Origin of the sequence: Streptomyces cylindrosporus (assembly GCF_022698165.1) — a bacterium.
Lineage (GTDB): Bacteria > Actinomycetota > Actinomycetes > Streptomycetales > Streptomycetaceae > Streptomyces > Streptomyces cylindrosporus.
On the sequence record NZ_JALDAY010000013.1, the window covers coordinates 333402 to 346486 of the forward strand.

16 protein-coding genes and 1 pseudogene are annotated in these 13085 nt (G+C 68.0%); 8 read left to right on the forward strand and 9 right to left on the reverse strand.

The window, feature by feature from the left end; translation table 11 throughout:
• The first annotated feature begins 177 nt into the window (after positions 1–177).
• The 3 genes from MQP27_RS38530 (at position 178) to MQP27_RS38540 (ending at position 1321) form a co-directional block, all read left to right on the forward strand.
• The gene (locus MQP27_RS38530) at positions 178–390 is read left to right on the forward strand and encodes a hypothetical protein (protein ID WP_242774077.1); all 213 of its coding nucleotides are present in this window, start codon (positions 178–180) and stop codon (positions 388–390) included.
• A gap of 68 nt (positions 391–458) precedes the next feature.
• Entirely contained in the window at positions 459–980 is a 522-nt protein-coding gene (locus MQP27_RS38535; protein WP_242774079.1) for a hypothetical protein, read from the forward strand.
• A 131-nt stretch (positions 981–1111) separates the two neighbouring features.
• Positions 1112–1321, forward strand: a complete 210-nt coding sequence (locus MQP27_RS38540) for a helix-turn-helix domain-containing protein (protein ID WP_242774081.1) — start codon at positions 1112–1114, stop codon at positions 1319–1321.
• 2 nt (positions 1322–1323) lie between these two features.
• Here the strand turns inward: MQP27_RS38540 and MQP27_RS38545 are convergent, their stop codons facing one another.
• Positions 1324–2103, reverse strand: coding sequence for a TRADD-N-associated membrane domain-containing protein (locus MQP27_RS38545; protein ID WP_242774083.1), 780 nt, complete (start codon positions 2101–2103; stop codon positions 1324–1326).
• Between the two features lie 109 nt (positions 2104–2212).
• Here MQP27_RS38545 and MQP27_RS38550 point away from each other — a divergent pair, with 109 nt between their 5' ends.
• The 3 genes from MQP27_RS38550 to MQP27_RS38560 all read left to right on the forward strand — a co-directional run bounded on the left by MQP27_RS38550 (position 2213) and on the right by MQP27_RS38560 (position 3895).
• On the forward strand, positions 2213–2665 hold the full coding sequence (locus MQP27_RS38550) for a GcrA family cell cycle regulator (protein WP_242774085.1): 453 nt from the start codon (positions 2213–2215) through the stop codon (positions 2663–2665).
• 42 nt (positions 2666–2707) lie between these two features.
• A complete protein-coding gene (locus tag MQP27_RS38555; protein WP_242774087.1) occupies positions 2708–2914 on the forward strand; it encodes a hypothetical protein in 207 nt (68 codons plus the stop codon).
• A gap of 186 nt (positions 2915–3100) precedes the next feature.
• Positions 3101–3895: an IS5 family transposase gene (locus tag MQP27_RS38560; protein ID WP_242774090.1), complete on the forward strand. Its 795-nt coding sequence runs from the start codon at positions 3101–3103 to the stop codon at positions 3893–3895.
• Here the strand turns inward: MQP27_RS38560 and MQP27_RS38565 are convergent.
• From MQP27_RS38565 to MQP27_RS38595, 8 genes and pseudogenes are all read right to left on the reverse strand, one after another.
• A complete protein-coding gene (locus tag MQP27_RS38565) occupies positions 3843–4370 on the reverse strand; it encodes a hypothetical protein (protein WP_242774093.1) in 528 nt (175 codons plus the stop codon). The genes MQP27_RS38560 and MQP27_RS38565 overlap by 53 nt on opposite strands.
• A gap of 120 nt (positions 4371–4490) precedes the next feature.
• A complete protein-coding gene (locus tag MQP27_RS38570) occupies positions 4491–5075 on the reverse strand; it encodes a hypothetical protein (RefSeq protein WP_242774096.1) in 585 nt (194 codons plus the stop codon).
• A 42-nt stretch (positions 5076–5117) separates the two neighbouring features.
• The gene (locus MQP27_RS38575; RefSeq protein WP_242774098.1) at positions 5118–5681 is read right to left on the reverse strand and encodes an AlbA family DNA-binding domain-containing protein; all 564 of its coding nucleotides are present in this window, start codon (positions 5679–5681) and stop codon (positions 5118–5120) included.
• Between the two features lie 206 nt (positions 5682–5887).
• Positions 5888–8629, reverse strand: coding sequence for a tetratricopeptide repeat protein (locus tag MQP27_RS38580; protein WP_242774101.1), 2742 nt, complete (start codon positions 8627–8629; stop codon positions 5888–5890).
• 41 nt (positions 8630–8670) lie between these two features.
• Positions 8671–9021, reverse strand: a complete 351-nt coding sequence (locus MQP27_RS38585) for a hypothetical protein (RefSeq protein WP_242774104.1) — start codon at positions 9019–9021, stop codon at positions 8671–8673.
• A gap of 594 nt (positions 9022–9615) precedes the next feature.
• Complete coding sequence (locus MQP27_RS38590) at positions 9616–10380, reverse strand: WD40 repeat domain-containing protein (RefSeq protein WP_308290071.1); 765 nt, start codon at positions 10378–10380, stop codon at positions 9616–9618.
• Positions 10325–10507 (reverse strand): annotated as a pseudogene (locus MQP27_RS51820) (hypothetical protein); the annotation flags it as partial. The pseudogene MQP27_RS51820 and the gene MQP27_RS38590, both read right to left, overlap by 56 nt.
• Before the next feature lies 1 nt (position 10508).
• Complete coding sequence (locus MQP27_RS38595) at positions 10509–11369, reverse strand: nSTAND1 domain-containing NTPase (RefSeq protein WP_242774108.1); 861 nt, start codon at positions 11367–11369, stop codon at positions 10509–10511.
• A 292-nt stretch (positions 11370–11661) separates the two neighbouring features.
• Between MQP27_RS38595 and MQP27_RS38600 the strand changes: the two genes are divergently transcribed.
• Together MQP27_RS38600 and MQP27_RS38605 are read left to right on the forward strand one after the other, a co-directional pair.
• On the forward strand, positions 11662–12021 hold the full coding sequence (locus MQP27_RS38600; protein WP_242774110.1) for a hypothetical protein: 360 nt from the start codon (positions 11662–11664) through the stop codon (positions 12019–12021).
• A gap of 235 nt (positions 12022–12256) precedes the next feature.
• Positions 12257–12916, forward strand: a complete 660-nt coding sequence (locus MQP27_RS38605) for a hypothetical protein (protein WP_242774112.1) — start codon at positions 12257–12259, stop codon at positions 12914–12916.
• Positions 12917–13085 lie beyond the last annotated feature (169 nt).

Below are 13085 nucleotides of genomic sequence, written 5' to 3' on the forward strand. Positions count from 1 at the left end.
GCCCCTCCGCGATACCGGTCGTCTCCCGCCCATTACCCCTCTGAGGGTCTTCTGTGCGTCCGTCGACCCCGACGAGCTGATGGCGAATACCCATCCGACCGTGTTGGAGCCGCACAAGACGGTGTACGAGCCCGAGCGGGGCGGTCACTACCCGGCGCAGGACTCGGAGGAGCAGCGGTGACCGACGACCAGTACGCAGCCGACTACGCGGTGATCGAGCAGGACATGATGACCGCCCAGGATCTGGAGTTCGGGGCCTACGCCGGATACCTCGCGGAGTACGGCATCAAGCTCCGGGAACTGGCCGCGAGCTACGACGATCCCGAGATGGCGTACCGCCACCTCCTCGCGTACTCGGACGACGTCCTGGACCGCATCAACGGCCAGTAGGTCATAGGACGGCAGGTGTTGACGGGATCAGCCCCATGCGGGTTGGTCCCGTCGGCATGATGATCGGTGTGCAGACAGAGACATTGGTGGGTCTGATCAGCGGTCTTGGAGGCGCTGTGATCGGCTCCATGGGAGCCCTGGGCGGGGCCTGGTTGCAGCAGCGGTCCCAAGCGAAGAACTCCAAGCGAGAGCGCGATGAGCAACGCGCCCTGTCCTCGGGAGAAGTCGCCTTGAACGAGCTGCTCCGGCTGAACCAGCTCACGGACGCTGTTGTGCGCGGGACTGCTGAGGAGAACTGGAAGGAACAGGCGGCTGAGCTTGTGCGGCATGCCGAGATCGCGATCAGGGTGATCCCGAACTCGTTCGACCTCCGCGAGACGATGGCCCACTACTTCTTCGCCATGCAGCATTACCACTTCGTGGGCAATTCAGGGGCACTTGCAACCATGACGTTGCGTACGGCTTCCGCCGAGGGGTTCAATGCTCTGGCCGCGTTCCTGCGGGGAGACGAACTCCCGAAGCACAGTGAGACGTTCCTCGCGATGGAGAGACGCATCCAGGTGGCTTACATGCGTGACCTCGCGTCATGACGCCCGTCAGAGACATGCTTGCGTTTTGAAACACCGGACCGCATAATCGCGATCAGCAGGACCACTGTGTCCGCGTGCAGGCCCCGACTCCCCAGGAGACCGGGGCCTTTTCGTGTTTCAGGGAGGCCGTCGTGGAGGACGAGCCCTGGCTGACGGTCAAGGAGGCCGCGCTCCTGGCAGGCGTGGACGTCCAGACCATCTACTCCTGGGTCCGCCGAGGCCACCTGGAGGTCACCGGGCTCGACCACCGTGGCCGGAAGCTCTTCCGTCACCTCGACGTCGCCAAGGCGGAGATGGCCACCCGGACCAGGGCCAAGCGCGTGCTGGTTCCTGCTGCCTGACGTTAAGTGTTCGTCGGCTCGTCAGGACCGACGATCTCTGAAGGGATTACCCCAGTGTCGGCATCGCCATTGACGCCAGTCATGTGCTTGATGAGATCCGCAAGCATCCCTTGGTGCGTTCGATAATCAGCGGTGATGTCAGGCAGCTCCGCTCCAGAGAACTTGAGGATCAAAGCGGCCTGGAGGCGAGCCTGCAAGAGTGGATCTTTGACCTCTCCGAGCAACTGGACGGCCTGACCTGCATCCCGCTCGACTTTCATGTCCTGCCGGAGTGACTGTGTCTGGCTCTCCATGTGCTTCAACGCCATGTCCGCTCGCCGGTGGAACAAGGTTCCGATGACAGTCATGGCAAGACCCGCCACGCTGGCCGTGACGGATGCATACTGATCTCCGGTGCTGTTAGCTTTGAAGATGGCCGCGCCTATTCCAGCGAGCAGGATGGCGCCGCCCACTATGGAGCAGGTCAGGCTTACGGCGAAGCTGCGGCGCGCCTGGGTCAACCCGTAGGCGTAGTACTCGATAAGAAGCTTGGCGAAGTGCGTCTCAGCCTGTTCCTCGGGTTCGGGTTGACCAGGATGGTCTGCTCGTGATGACGAGTCCTCGCCTGCTCCCTCCGCCTCACCGAGCACCTCGACTCGCAAACGACGGCGCTCCGAATCCACGGAGGAGAGAAGAGCCTTGGCCAATTGACTGCTTACCTTCGGAAGAAGGTACAAAGCGAACGGACCGGCTAGAAAAATTGCCAGCGCTGGCAACACTTTCGCCCATGCATCGTTGGTCACACTCCAACCCTGTCAGAGCGCCTGTGCGTCGTCTGGGTAATCGATAGGACAGTCGTTGCCTCCTGACCGGTCACCCGTCACCACACGCACGTGAGGGGGTGAGCCGGCCGTGGCCCGCACCTTCTCCCGCGAGGACGAGGACACCCTCCGTCAGCTCCACGCTGACGGCGTCAGCCGCAACGAGATCGCCCGTCAGATGGAGTGGTCCGTCGGGACCATCACGAACCACGCTCAGCGCCTCGGGCTCTCCTTCGACCGCGAAGCCACCAGGGCCGCCACTGACGCCCGTCAGGTCGATCTGACGGCCCGGCGTCAGGTGATCCAGGCGGAGTTGTTGGAGCTGGTTCAGGAGCAGATGGAGAGGGCCCGAGGCCGCTATCTCCTGACGGGCATGACGCAGACCGGAGAGATCGCGGCCCAGTGGCTGGACCTCCCCCCGGCCAAGGAGACCAAGGACCTCACCTCAGCCGCGATGAGCGCCCTGGCCCGGTTCGACCAGAAGGCCAAGGAGACGCCGGAGACCCCGGTCGGGAGCAGGCCCGCGGGTTCCTGCGGGACCTGAGCGACGCCATGGCGACCGCAGCCCGGGAGCTGGGGGGCGACGATGCCGACGAGTACGGCTCGTAGTACCCAGTTCCTTCTGGAGCGCTTCTCCCCGAAGCAGATCCTGAGCATCAACGCGGCCAACCGGAGGATCAACCTCTGGGAGGGCGCGGTCTCCTCGGGTAAGAAGCCGTATCTCAACCGATCATGGAACGTGCGGGTCGAACAGGTTTCCCGCCTGGGTGATCTTCCCGTTGTGCGCGCATGAAGACAGGGCCTCTCGGTAGCTCGGGGATGCGAATCTGACCGAGCAATGCCGGGAGGCCCTGTGTCGTTGTTGTACGCGTCCGAGCCCGTCCGGTTCAACTCGGCTGCACCATAGTGTGATTGCCTCGCGCACGTGTACGGCAACGCGGCAGATCATCCTGATCGGGTGCGCCGGTATCCGTCGGACATGACGGACGAGGAGTGGGCGGCCATCCGGCCGTTGCTGCCGGTGCCGGCCTGGATGCAGGGCAGGGGCGGGCAGCCCGAGGGCTGCTGCCACCGCCAGCTGCTGGACGCGATCCGCTACCTGGTCGCGGGTGGGATCTCCTGGCGGGCGATGCCCGCGGACTTCCCCGACTGGCCCCGGGTCTACGCCTTCTTCCGCCGGTGGCGCGAGCACGGGCTGCTCGCCGAGTTCCACGACCGGCTGCGCGGGAGGGTCCGTGAACGCGAGGGCCGTGAGGCCGAGCCCACGGTGGGGATCATCGACGCGCAGTCGGTGAAGGCCGCGGCCTCGGTGCCGGCCGCCTCACGCGGCTACGACGGCGGGAAGAAGGTGGGCGGCCGTAAGCGGCACATTGTGACCGACTGCCTCGGCCTGCTGCTGGTCGTCGCGGTGACCGCCGCGAAGATCGGTGACCGCGACGCCGCGACGGGCCTGCTGCAGCGGCTGCGCCGTCTGCACGGCGACATCACTCTCGTGTGGGCCGACGGCGGCTACACCGGCTTGCTCGTCGACTGGTGCCGTCAGAAACTCGCGCTGACCCTGGAGATCGTCAAGCGCACCGACGACATGACAGGGTTCGTGGTGCTGCCCAGGCGGTGGGTGGCAGAGCGCACGTTCGCGTGGCTGATGCATTCGCGTCGGCTGGCCCGGGACTACGAGACGTTGCCGGCCAGCAGCGAGGCGATGATCCAGTGGTCGATGATCACGCGGATGAGCCGGCGTCTGGCACGGCCACGGGCCGCCGGCCGGCGCTGAATGCCCCCGACGTCTCCAGGAGGAGCCACCCGCGCTCCGCCAGACGCCGGGCCTTCGAGCGCACCCCCTCGACCTTCGCCGACGTTGTCTCCAACCCCAGCAAAGCCGTGATCTCCCTGGCCTTCAGCGGCCCCTGGCCCGCGGGCTGCCGCTCCTCCAGCACGCCCAGAATCCGCTGGTAGTCCGGCGCCAGCACCGTCACCGGCAGTCCTTCGCGCCAAGGCGGCACGACCGAGCCCGGCACCGGCGCGGGCGAGGACACGGTTTCCGCCTCCGCCCCGGTCACGGCGGTGGTCTCGGCAGCCGAGGCCGCCAGGGCCTCGACCAGCTCCTCCCGCGCGATCACCCGCCGGTCCAGCTCGATCTCCGCGGCCTCCAACACCCCAGCCAGCCGCGCGACTTCCTCCCGCAGTCCTTCCACCCGCACCCGGGCCGCTGTCTCCCGCTCCTCCAGCATTCCCAGCACCGACGCCATCGCGCACCCCTCGATCACAGAGCCGAAACAAGACGCCGCATGCCTCCCTCACTCCGAGCTAGACCATGCCTGACCAGCGGAAATCAAGCGATCATGTTCGGTTGAGATACGGCTTCTCAGTCAGCGGCGGAGATCCATCCCAAACTGGTGGAGAAGGCCGCTGGCGAGTTCGAAGGCGCACTCGCGCAGGGCTTCGTCGTCAGCGTTGGGGGCCAGTTCACTGGAGGAAGGCAGCAGTCGCTTCGGGCGGCGTGTCTCCTCGACGACTTCCATCCGGCCGAAGTCGTAGTCGAACGGGAGAAGGCGTCGATCGGTGCTGGTTGTTGCCACCGTAGCAGTGATCTCGACAGCAGTGTCTGGGGCACGGTGCAGGCGATGGGTGTCCGCCAGGGTGACAGCTTCCTGGGTGACGGTGCGCAGGACCAGGGTGTCGACCGCGGTGTCGTCGCCAGCGGCCAAGTGGGTGCTCACGTCGACGCAGACGACGACGGAGCCGTCGTGGTGCAGCTCGACCAGGGCGCCACGGCCGCGGGTGTGGCGGTCCGGGACGAGAAAGTTGCTACCGATCCAACGACGCAGTCCGACACGCACATCGTCGGCCAGGCGGTTGGAGAGGACCGCGGGCCTGGGACCTGCGATCCGAGCAGCCGAGACGATGGCCTGCTGAAAAACCTCAGCAGCCTCACTCCTGGTCGGCGCCGGCACCAGATGGGGGACCGGCCGAGTGAGCAGGGTGGCGACGATCAGTCACGCGTGGAAGTCCTCGGATTCACTCAGGACGACGTCGGTCACCTCTGCGAGGCGATCCTTGAGGAGCGCGTCTGCCGTGGCCCTGCGTGCGAAGCGTTCCTGGTAGGCGCGAGCGACCTGGTGCTCGGTCATGTAGAAGGTGTCGTCGTTGATTCGGTAGGGGGCGTTGAAGGTGACCCGGTCCTTGTCCCTCTGCTCCCAACCGTACTGAAAGTGTGGTGCCAGCTCGCTGGGCGGGACGTCGACGACCAGCAGGTCCGGACCGCTGCCGCCCGGCGCGCGCAGCTCGATGAAGTCGATACCAGAGATGTAGGGCTGGATGCCATTGTGTACGGCGCTGAGCATCTGCTTCTTGTCGGCTGCCACCAGGTCGACGCCGACCAGGTCGATCTGGTCGCTCACGCCATACACGAGCAACCCGCCCCGGGTGTTCGCCATGGCGGCGACGTCCTTGGCGAACTCGTTCCAGATACCCGGCTTCGGCGCGAAGTTCGGCGACACCTCTTTCCAGTCGAGGTCGTCGCTCTCGGCGAGCTTGTCCGCTACGGCGGTGGTGACCATGTCGTACGTGAGAGCGCCGGGACGGTGACCGAGGTGCTCGTGCAGCCGAGTCCATGAACGTGCCATTGGGCTACCCTAAGTGAGCCCGGCCTCACGTACGCCAGCCATTGCCTCGAGTGCAAGCCCAGGAAGGTCGGTGTCGAAGGGCGACCGGCCGCAGCGATCATCTGAGGGGTGTCAATCGTCTGCCGACGCTACGGACACTTTCACGGATGCATTCGAATCTGTGCTAGGTCGTTCTGCGTGGTGAGGGTGTCTGGATGGTCGGGCCCCAGTATGTGCTCTTGCCTGGCCAGCAGTCGCTCGTAGGCGCTGACTGCTCCGTCTATGTCCCTTGCTTCTCCTCGGAAGTAGGCAACATCTTGCAGAATACCGAGGACTTCGGGGTGGTCGGGTCCGATTGCGCGTTCCCAGTCGGCGAGTAGTTCAGCACACGCGTCGGCTGCGCCAACCGCATCCCCGTCCGTGCCACGCCAGTAGGCGAGCTCATGGCGAACGATGAGGGTCTCGTAGTGATCTGGGCCAAGCGCCCGGCGGCAGTCGGACAGTAGCTTGGCGAACGCCTCGGCCGCACCTGCCGCATCTCCAACTTCCCCAAGTGATACGGCCATCTCTCGGCGCGTGATGATGGTGTCGTTGTGGTCTGGGCCGAGTACCCGCAGGCAGTCGGGCATCAGTTCCGCAAGTGCGGCGGCCGCGCCGACCGCATCCCCGGCCTCCCTTCGAAATCGGGCGAGCAGTCGGCGCGTGATGAGTGTGTTGATGTCGTCCGGACCGAGTACCCGCAGGCAGTCGGGCAGCAGATCGGCGAGCATCGCGGCCGCCCCCGCCGCATCGCCATCCACGCCCCGCCAGCGGGCGACTTCCCGCCGCGTGGCGAGGGTGTCGGAGTGGTCAGGGCCGAGCACACGGTCACGGTCGGCGAGCAGTTTGGCGAATGCGCCCGCCGCGCCAGCCGCATCTCCGGAAAACGCCTGCAATCGGGCCATCGTCCATCGCGTGGCGAGGGTGTCAGGGTGGTCGGGGCCGAGTACCCGTAAACAGTCGGACAGCAGATCAGCCAGGATGGCAGCCGCCCCCGCCAAGTCCCACATGACCCTCCGCCAGCGGGCGAGTTCGCGGCGCGTGGCGAGGGTGTCGGGGTGGTGAGGGCCGAGCACCCGCACCCGATCGGGCAGCAGATCGGCAAACGCCACGGCCGCCCCCGACCCATCCCCGGCACATCCCCGCCAGTAGCCGAGGCGCTCCCGGGCAGTGAGGGTGTCGGGGTGGTCGGGGCCCAGGTGGAAGGTGGTGGTGTCCACCAGGTGCCGGAAGTAGGCGGCGGCAGCGCTGACCTGGCCGCTGCCGCCGAGGCTTTCACCGAGAAGATAGAGCACCTCATGGGTGTCTTGCCCATACAAGGCGTCCTCGGCAATGGGGGTCAGGGCGACGGTGTTGACGCGCAGGGCCTGTGCGAGAGCGGTGTCGCGTTCAATGTCGGGCCAGGCGGCCAGGAGGGCGTCGGCGGCGGTGACGACGTACTCGTCGTGCTGGTCGGGGGTGAGGGAGTCGCGGGTGGCGCGCTGGGTGAGTTGGTGGACCCGGACGGCCTGGTGAGGAGTGTCCGGGGTGTGGACGATGAGGCTGAGCCGGTGCAGGGCCCGCAGGGCGTGCACCGCGTCCCGGGGGGAAACCGGCTCCGATCCGCCGGGGACGTCCGGGCCGATTCGGGTGCGGTGTGCGGTGAGGTGGGCCAGGGCGGGGCGGCTGGTCAGCACGTCATGAGGGATGCCGTTGGCATCAAGCAGGGCGGCCAGGTGGAGCATGGGGCGGGCCAGGCCAGCGGGGCGGAGGGTATCGGCGCGTTCGATGGACAGGGACCAGGCAGCGGCGAGAGGGACGGCTTGCTCGTCGGGGAGCCGGTCGGGGGCGGTGTCGACTAGTCTTGTGGCGCGGTCGGCCAGCAGATCACGATAGGCGGCGGCGCCCAGGCCGGAGTCGACGAGATAGGCGGCGGCTTGGGCGAGGGCCAGCGGCAGGTACCCGAGATCGAGGGCCAGGCCGGTGAGCTGGTCGGCGGGCTCGGAGCGACCGTGCGCGGCCAGGGACGCATTGAGGTGGGCGACAGCTTCGGCCTCGGTGAACAGGCCGACCTCGATGCGGCGGCGGCCGTCTCCGAACAGGGCGGAGTCGCGGCGGCGTGTGGTGACCAGGGTCCGGCCGTACGGGCTGGCGGGCGGCCACAGGCTGTACCGGGTGTCGGGGTCGTCGAGGTTGGCGATCAGGTCGTCGGGGTCGGCGACGTCGTCCAGGACGACCAGCCACCGGCACGGCCGCTGTCCCGCCTTCGGGGCCAGCCAGGCCAGGAACTGCTTCGCGGCCTGCTCAGGGTTGTCAGGGTCGGCCCGGCACAGTTCGACGCCGGCCTGCGCGTATCCGGTCACCATGGGCGATTGGGCACTTGCGGCGACCCAGACAAGGACGTCCAGGCTACCGTCCTCCCATGCGGCGCGGGCGTAGTCGGCGGCGAGCTGGGTCTTGCCCACCCCGCCCATGCCAGTCAGCACCTGGGACAGCACTGCGGTGCCCCCGCCCTCGACCGGCGCCCGCAACCGGTCTACCTCGGTGCGGTGCTGGAAGGACTGTGCTCGGGAAGGGATGACACCGATCTGGTGCGGCCAGGGGGCCGGCTCCTGGGGCACACGCTGCTGCACCATGGTCAGCTTCTTGACGCTCACCTGGTGGATGTAGCCGGCGTTGGCGAGCCCGCCCCCGAAAGCGATGGCGTCCCCGGTCCCGGACACCCGTACCGCACCGGGGGCCCCGTCGGTTCCTGGCACTGGTCCCTGATAGCCGGTCACCGTCGTGGCTCCGGAGGCGGCCGCAGCGTTGCCGGTGTCTGACACCTCAACTGCTGCGTCGACGCCGTCCTTGGGGCATTGTTGTTTCTTGTTTCCTCTGCCCACGCGACCGTTCCCTTCTCGCCTGCGTTCTGCGTGGCGACCGGTCAGCTGTAATCGATGCCGGTGATGGCCTTCCCGTCACTTTCGGCGGTGGCGTTGCCGGTCCTCTCCGCCCTCGCCGACCCGCTTCCTTGGCCCTGTGGGCGCTTGATACCCGCCACAGCGGTGCCCCCGCTGCTCGCGTGTGCCTGTCCGGTGCGGACGGCCGCATCGTCCTCCCGGGTTTCCGGATGTTGGAACAGCGCCCAGATAAAGGCTGCGATGCCGACAGCGGCCTGTACCGAAGCCCCGGTCAGTTGCCCCGCATCGGGGCTGTCCAGCAGCCAGATCAACGGCGTGGAGAAAATCCCCGCCGCCGCCAGCACGAGGATCGTGATCTTCCACCTCTGTGGCATGCCTGCTCTCCCCTCGTCGCGACACGCGCCCGCTGCCGAGCTGACGGTCCGTCACTCTGTCTTGTCCCGGACGTTTCCTCTCAGACAGGAACGCATCCCCGTAGGGCCGTGGTTCCGCCTCGATCCGGTCCTCTCAGCTCTACGTGGGCCCTCCGTCGGCTGCGATGGGTTTCCTGTGGGAGTAGAGTCACGGCAGTTGAGGGGCCATACTGTTGGTTCCCTGGGGAGGCTCCCTGGAACCGCGCTCGTCCGGACACGATTAGCCACCAGATTCACCCTTCATGATGCGTGGATGCACATTCCTGGGACGCACCTGCCGTTCGGCTGATAGGGGAATGGCCGTTTCGGATCCCCGTCGTGTCAGGAGCGCCCCAGTACGCGGGTGAGGCCGGCTACGAGTGTGGTGGCGAGTATCCAGCCCAAGGCGAAGAGGACATAGGCGAACCACTGCAGTCCGCTCGCCGATAGGAACGCCTTCTCCTGGCCGAAGTCAATGATGGGCAGCAGTAGGTCGACTGTGTAGACGGGTTCGAGGCGGCCTACTACCGTTCGTTGGCCACCGCGAACGCGGCCTGAAGCACACAAGATCGGCCGCTACGAAACTCGGGGCAGCTCAGCTCTCCGGCCGCGAGGAGAGTTGGGGCAGGGTGGCCGATAGTTGGTGCCGGGTAGGTAGCGCCGCCACTCGGCGCGGGTGATCGTGCGGCGGGCCAGGACGCAGGCCCGGGCGGTGGCCGCAGGTACGGTGGTTTCCCAGATCTGGGCGGTGCGGTCGGCGCTGCCGCTGATCACCCGGGGGCCGTCGGTGGTGAAGGCGACCGACTGGGTTGCGCCGGTGTCTCCGGTGAGCGTGGCCAGTTGGGCGGGGTGCCTCGGGTCGGCGACGTTCCAGAGGCGTACGGTGCGGTCGTAGCTGCCCGTGGCAAGGGTCTGGCCGTCCGGGCTGAACGCCGTGTCGGTGACGACGTCGGCATACCCCCTGAGGATTCCGGAAAGGGCGGGAAGCTGTGGGTCGGCGACGTTCCACAGGCGTACGGTGCGGTCGTCGCTGCCGGAGGCGAGCGTGCGGCCGTCCGGGCTGAAGACGACCGGCTTGACGTTGAGGGTGTGCCCGGTGAGGGTGGCCGGGTGGTGGGGCTCGCTGACGTCCCACAGCCGCACTGTGTGGTCGTAGCTTCCGGTGGCCACGGTCTTCCCGTCCGGGCTGAAGACGACTGAAAAGATGGCCTGTGTGTCCGTGCAGGGCGAGTCCGTACGGGCTCGGTCGGCGGGGATGGGTGACGTCCCATGGCCGTAGCGTGCCGTCCGAGCTGCCGCTGGCCAGAGCGGTGCCGTCGTCGCTGAGGGCGACGACGGCACTGCCTGCGGCTTGGGCGGTGAACGTGGACAGGACCGCCGGGTGGTACGGGTCGGTGATGTCCCAGAGGCGGACGGTGCCGTCGTAGCTGCTGGTGACCAGGGTGCGTCCGTGCGGTCCCGGTGCCACGCTATTGAGTCCGGCGGCGCTGTCGGCGAGGGTGGTCGCCGTGGCGCTGAGCAGTCCGTCGCGGGTGATGGGGCCGGGAGCGAGACGGTAGGCGGCGAGGCTCAGCTGTGCGGCGAGTGACGGGTTGTCCCGGCGCAGCGCCGCCGCTGTTCGGCGACCCGTTGGGCGAGGATGACGTCGCGTTGGTGTCTGGCGGTGTTCTGGGCGTGCACGGCGTAACCGAAGGCTGTTCCAGCAGCGAGCAGGAGGACGACGAGGAGGGCTGCGAGCTGACGCACGCGCCGTAGCCGGCGGCGTACGAGGGCTGCTTCGGTGCTCTCGGCAGAGGTGCTCGCATCCAGGAAGTCGCGCTCGCGGCGGGTGAGAAGCGAGGGAGGGAGTTCCTGCGCGGCGACGAGGGGGCACCGCGATAGAGCGCGCCGGGGTCACGGTCGAGGGACTCCCAGATGTCGGTGGCCTCGGTGAGGCGACGGTGGGTCAGGAGCCTGTCGCGGTCCTCCGTAAGCCACTGGGTCAGGCGGGACCAGCAGCGGATCAGCGCTTCGTGGGCGATCTCCACCCGGTTGTCGTCGAGGGTAAGGAGGCGGGCGCGGGCGGCCTCTTCGAGGACGAGGGCGGTGTCGGCGGTGTCGTCGAGTTCGTCGCGGGTCAGCCGGCGTTTGGTGTCCTCGCCGCCCAGCGCAACCCACAGCGGCTCCGGCGCTGGCACCTCCAGGACCTCCGGCGCCGTGGCGAGCGAGGCGTCCGCGATGTCCTGATCGGCAACCGGGCTGAAGACCTCCAGGAACACCTCCTCCGACGCCTCGCTCGCCGCTTCCGCAGCCGCGTCCTGGACGTCGCGGGCAGGGGTGATCTCGTTCATGGCATGCCTCCATGCAGGTAAAGGGGAAGGTGGAAGCGGGGCTTGGACCGGATTCCGGCCGCCGCTGCCCTCACGGTGCCCCGCCGACGTGGCCCAGCGCACCTGTTTCCCGCCCCACTCCCGCCCCGCCCCGAGAGGAAACAGGTCCTGACCAGCACAAACAGTGACGTCCGTGCCGTGCTCGGTGGGGCCGGCCGGTGCAGGACCGGCCGCCGGCGCACGCGCCGGGCGATGTGCTCATCCGCATCGGCGGTGAGGCTCGTTGTCAGTGCTGGTCGATACGGTCCCGCTCATGACGTCGACTCCGCAATCCAACTCTGTACGGTGGCTGCTGGAGGTCACTGCTGCCGCGGCTCCCGCCGACCCGGCCGCCTTCGAACAGCAGCGGCAACTGTTGCGTTCCGTCGCCCAGTTCGACCGGGCCTCGCGGACGTGGTGGAGGTGTCTCGGCACTCTCGATGCCCGGGCGCTCGAGGTCCTGCAGTGCCTGTATGAGGCCGCCCGCCGGTTCGGGACCGAGGTGGGGATTCGGGCGGTGGCTGCTCCGGCGGGCTGGAGCGGGGACTGCTTCTGTGACGCCGGCGAGCTGGCGGCCTTCGCCCTGGCCCAGGCCGACGCCGGGCGTCCTTTGGGGCAGCTCCACCTCTCCTGAAGCGACCACCGCGAGACCGGTGTGCCGTGGGTGCGCAGGCGGCCGCCCGCACCGGCGGAAGCGGCAGATTCCCTTCGGTCGCTCCTCCCGCTGCCACGGGAGGAGGCCATGGTGTGAAGGGCCCCGTCACACCTCGGGCAGCGGCCCTGCACGTGTGCGCGGTGTCCCGCGCGATAGGACGCCACCAGCGTGGGGGAGCATCTGCTCGGCCACCGCCTGCCCGTGAAGGACCGTCATGCGCTCTGCCCGTCGTACCGTGCCGCCCGTCCTGCTCACCTGTCTGCTGCTGGCGGGCTGTTCGTCCGTCTCGCTCGGCACGTCGACATCGTCGTCCGCACAGAGCCGGGTGGCGGGTGCGCCGGGCTCGGTGTCGGGGCGGGCGATCGCGGTGGGGGCGGGCCCGCAAAAGCACTACACGGTGCAGCAGCAGCCCGCCGCGGGCTCGTGCCACTACCGCTATGAGCACGGGGAGCCGCTGGAGGACCCGGCGTGCACGCCGGGCGCGATCTCCCCGGCAGTCACCCAGGCGAACCTGTCCTCGACGATCTGCCGCACGGGCGGCTACACCTCCGGCGTGCGCCCCTCCGCGTATGTGACGGGCAAGGAGAAGAAGCTGAATGCCGCCTCGTACGGCTTCACGGGCTGGATGTCGGATGCCGAGTACGACCACTTGATCAGCCTGCAGCTGGGCGGGGACCCCAACGACCCGAGGAATCTGTGGGTGGAGCCGGCCGACCCCGGGCACAAGAAGGGCTCCGGGGTGAACAACAAGAAGGACCCGGTGGAGACGAAGCTGCACACCGCGGTCTGCAAGGGCCAGGTCACCCTCGCCGCCGCGCAGCACGCGATCGTCAGCGACTGGACCACCGCGCTCAGCCGCCTCGGCCTGCGCTGATCCGCCGACTGGCTTCCGCAGCGCGTCCGACCGCGCATCGGATGGTGATGCCGTGGCTAACGCGGCCGTGTCCGGGCTTTCAAGTTCGCCAGGGGACCGGTCACCGCCGGTTCACGCACGGCGCCGGGCCGACCGGCAGCTCGCAGGCGCAAGCGGTTCCCCGACGCTG

Excerpts from the sequence above, each read along its gene's own strand:
- MQP27_RS38560 (WP_242774090.1), top strand. The coding sequence starts at position 3,101 with ATGACGGACGAGGAGTGGGCGGCCATCCGGCCGTTGCTGCCGGTGCCG.
- MQP27_RS38585 (WP_242774104.1), bottom strand. The coding sequence starts at position 9,021 with ATGCCACAGAGGTGGAAGATCACGATCCTCGTGCTGGCGGCGGCGGGG.
- MQP27_RS38575 (WP_242774098.1), bottom strand. The coding sequence starts at position 5,681 with ATGGTCACCACCGCCGTAGCGGACAAGCTCGCCGAGAGCGACGACCTC.
- MQP27_RS38600 (WP_242774110.1), top strand. The coding sequence starts at position 11,662 with ATGACGTCGACTCCGCAATCCAACTCTGTACGGTGGCTGCTGGAGGTC.
- MQP27_RS38565 (WP_242774093.1), bottom strand. The coding sequence starts at position 4,370 with ATGGCGTCGGTGCTGGGAATGCTGGAGGAGCGGGAGACAGCGGCCCGG.
- MQP27_RS38605 (WP_242774112.1), top strand. The coding sequence starts at position 12,257 with ATGCGCTCTGCCCGTCGTACCGTGCCGCCCGTCCTGCTCACCTGTCTG.
- MQP27_RS38555 (WP_242774087.1), top strand. The coding sequence starts at position 2,708 with ATGCCGACGAGTACGGCTCGTAGTACCCAGTTCCTTCTGGAGCGCTTC.
- MQP27_RS38595 (WP_242774108.1), bottom strand. The coding sequence starts at position 11,369 with ATGAACGAGATCACCCCTGCCCGCGACGTCCAGGACGCGGCTGCGGAA.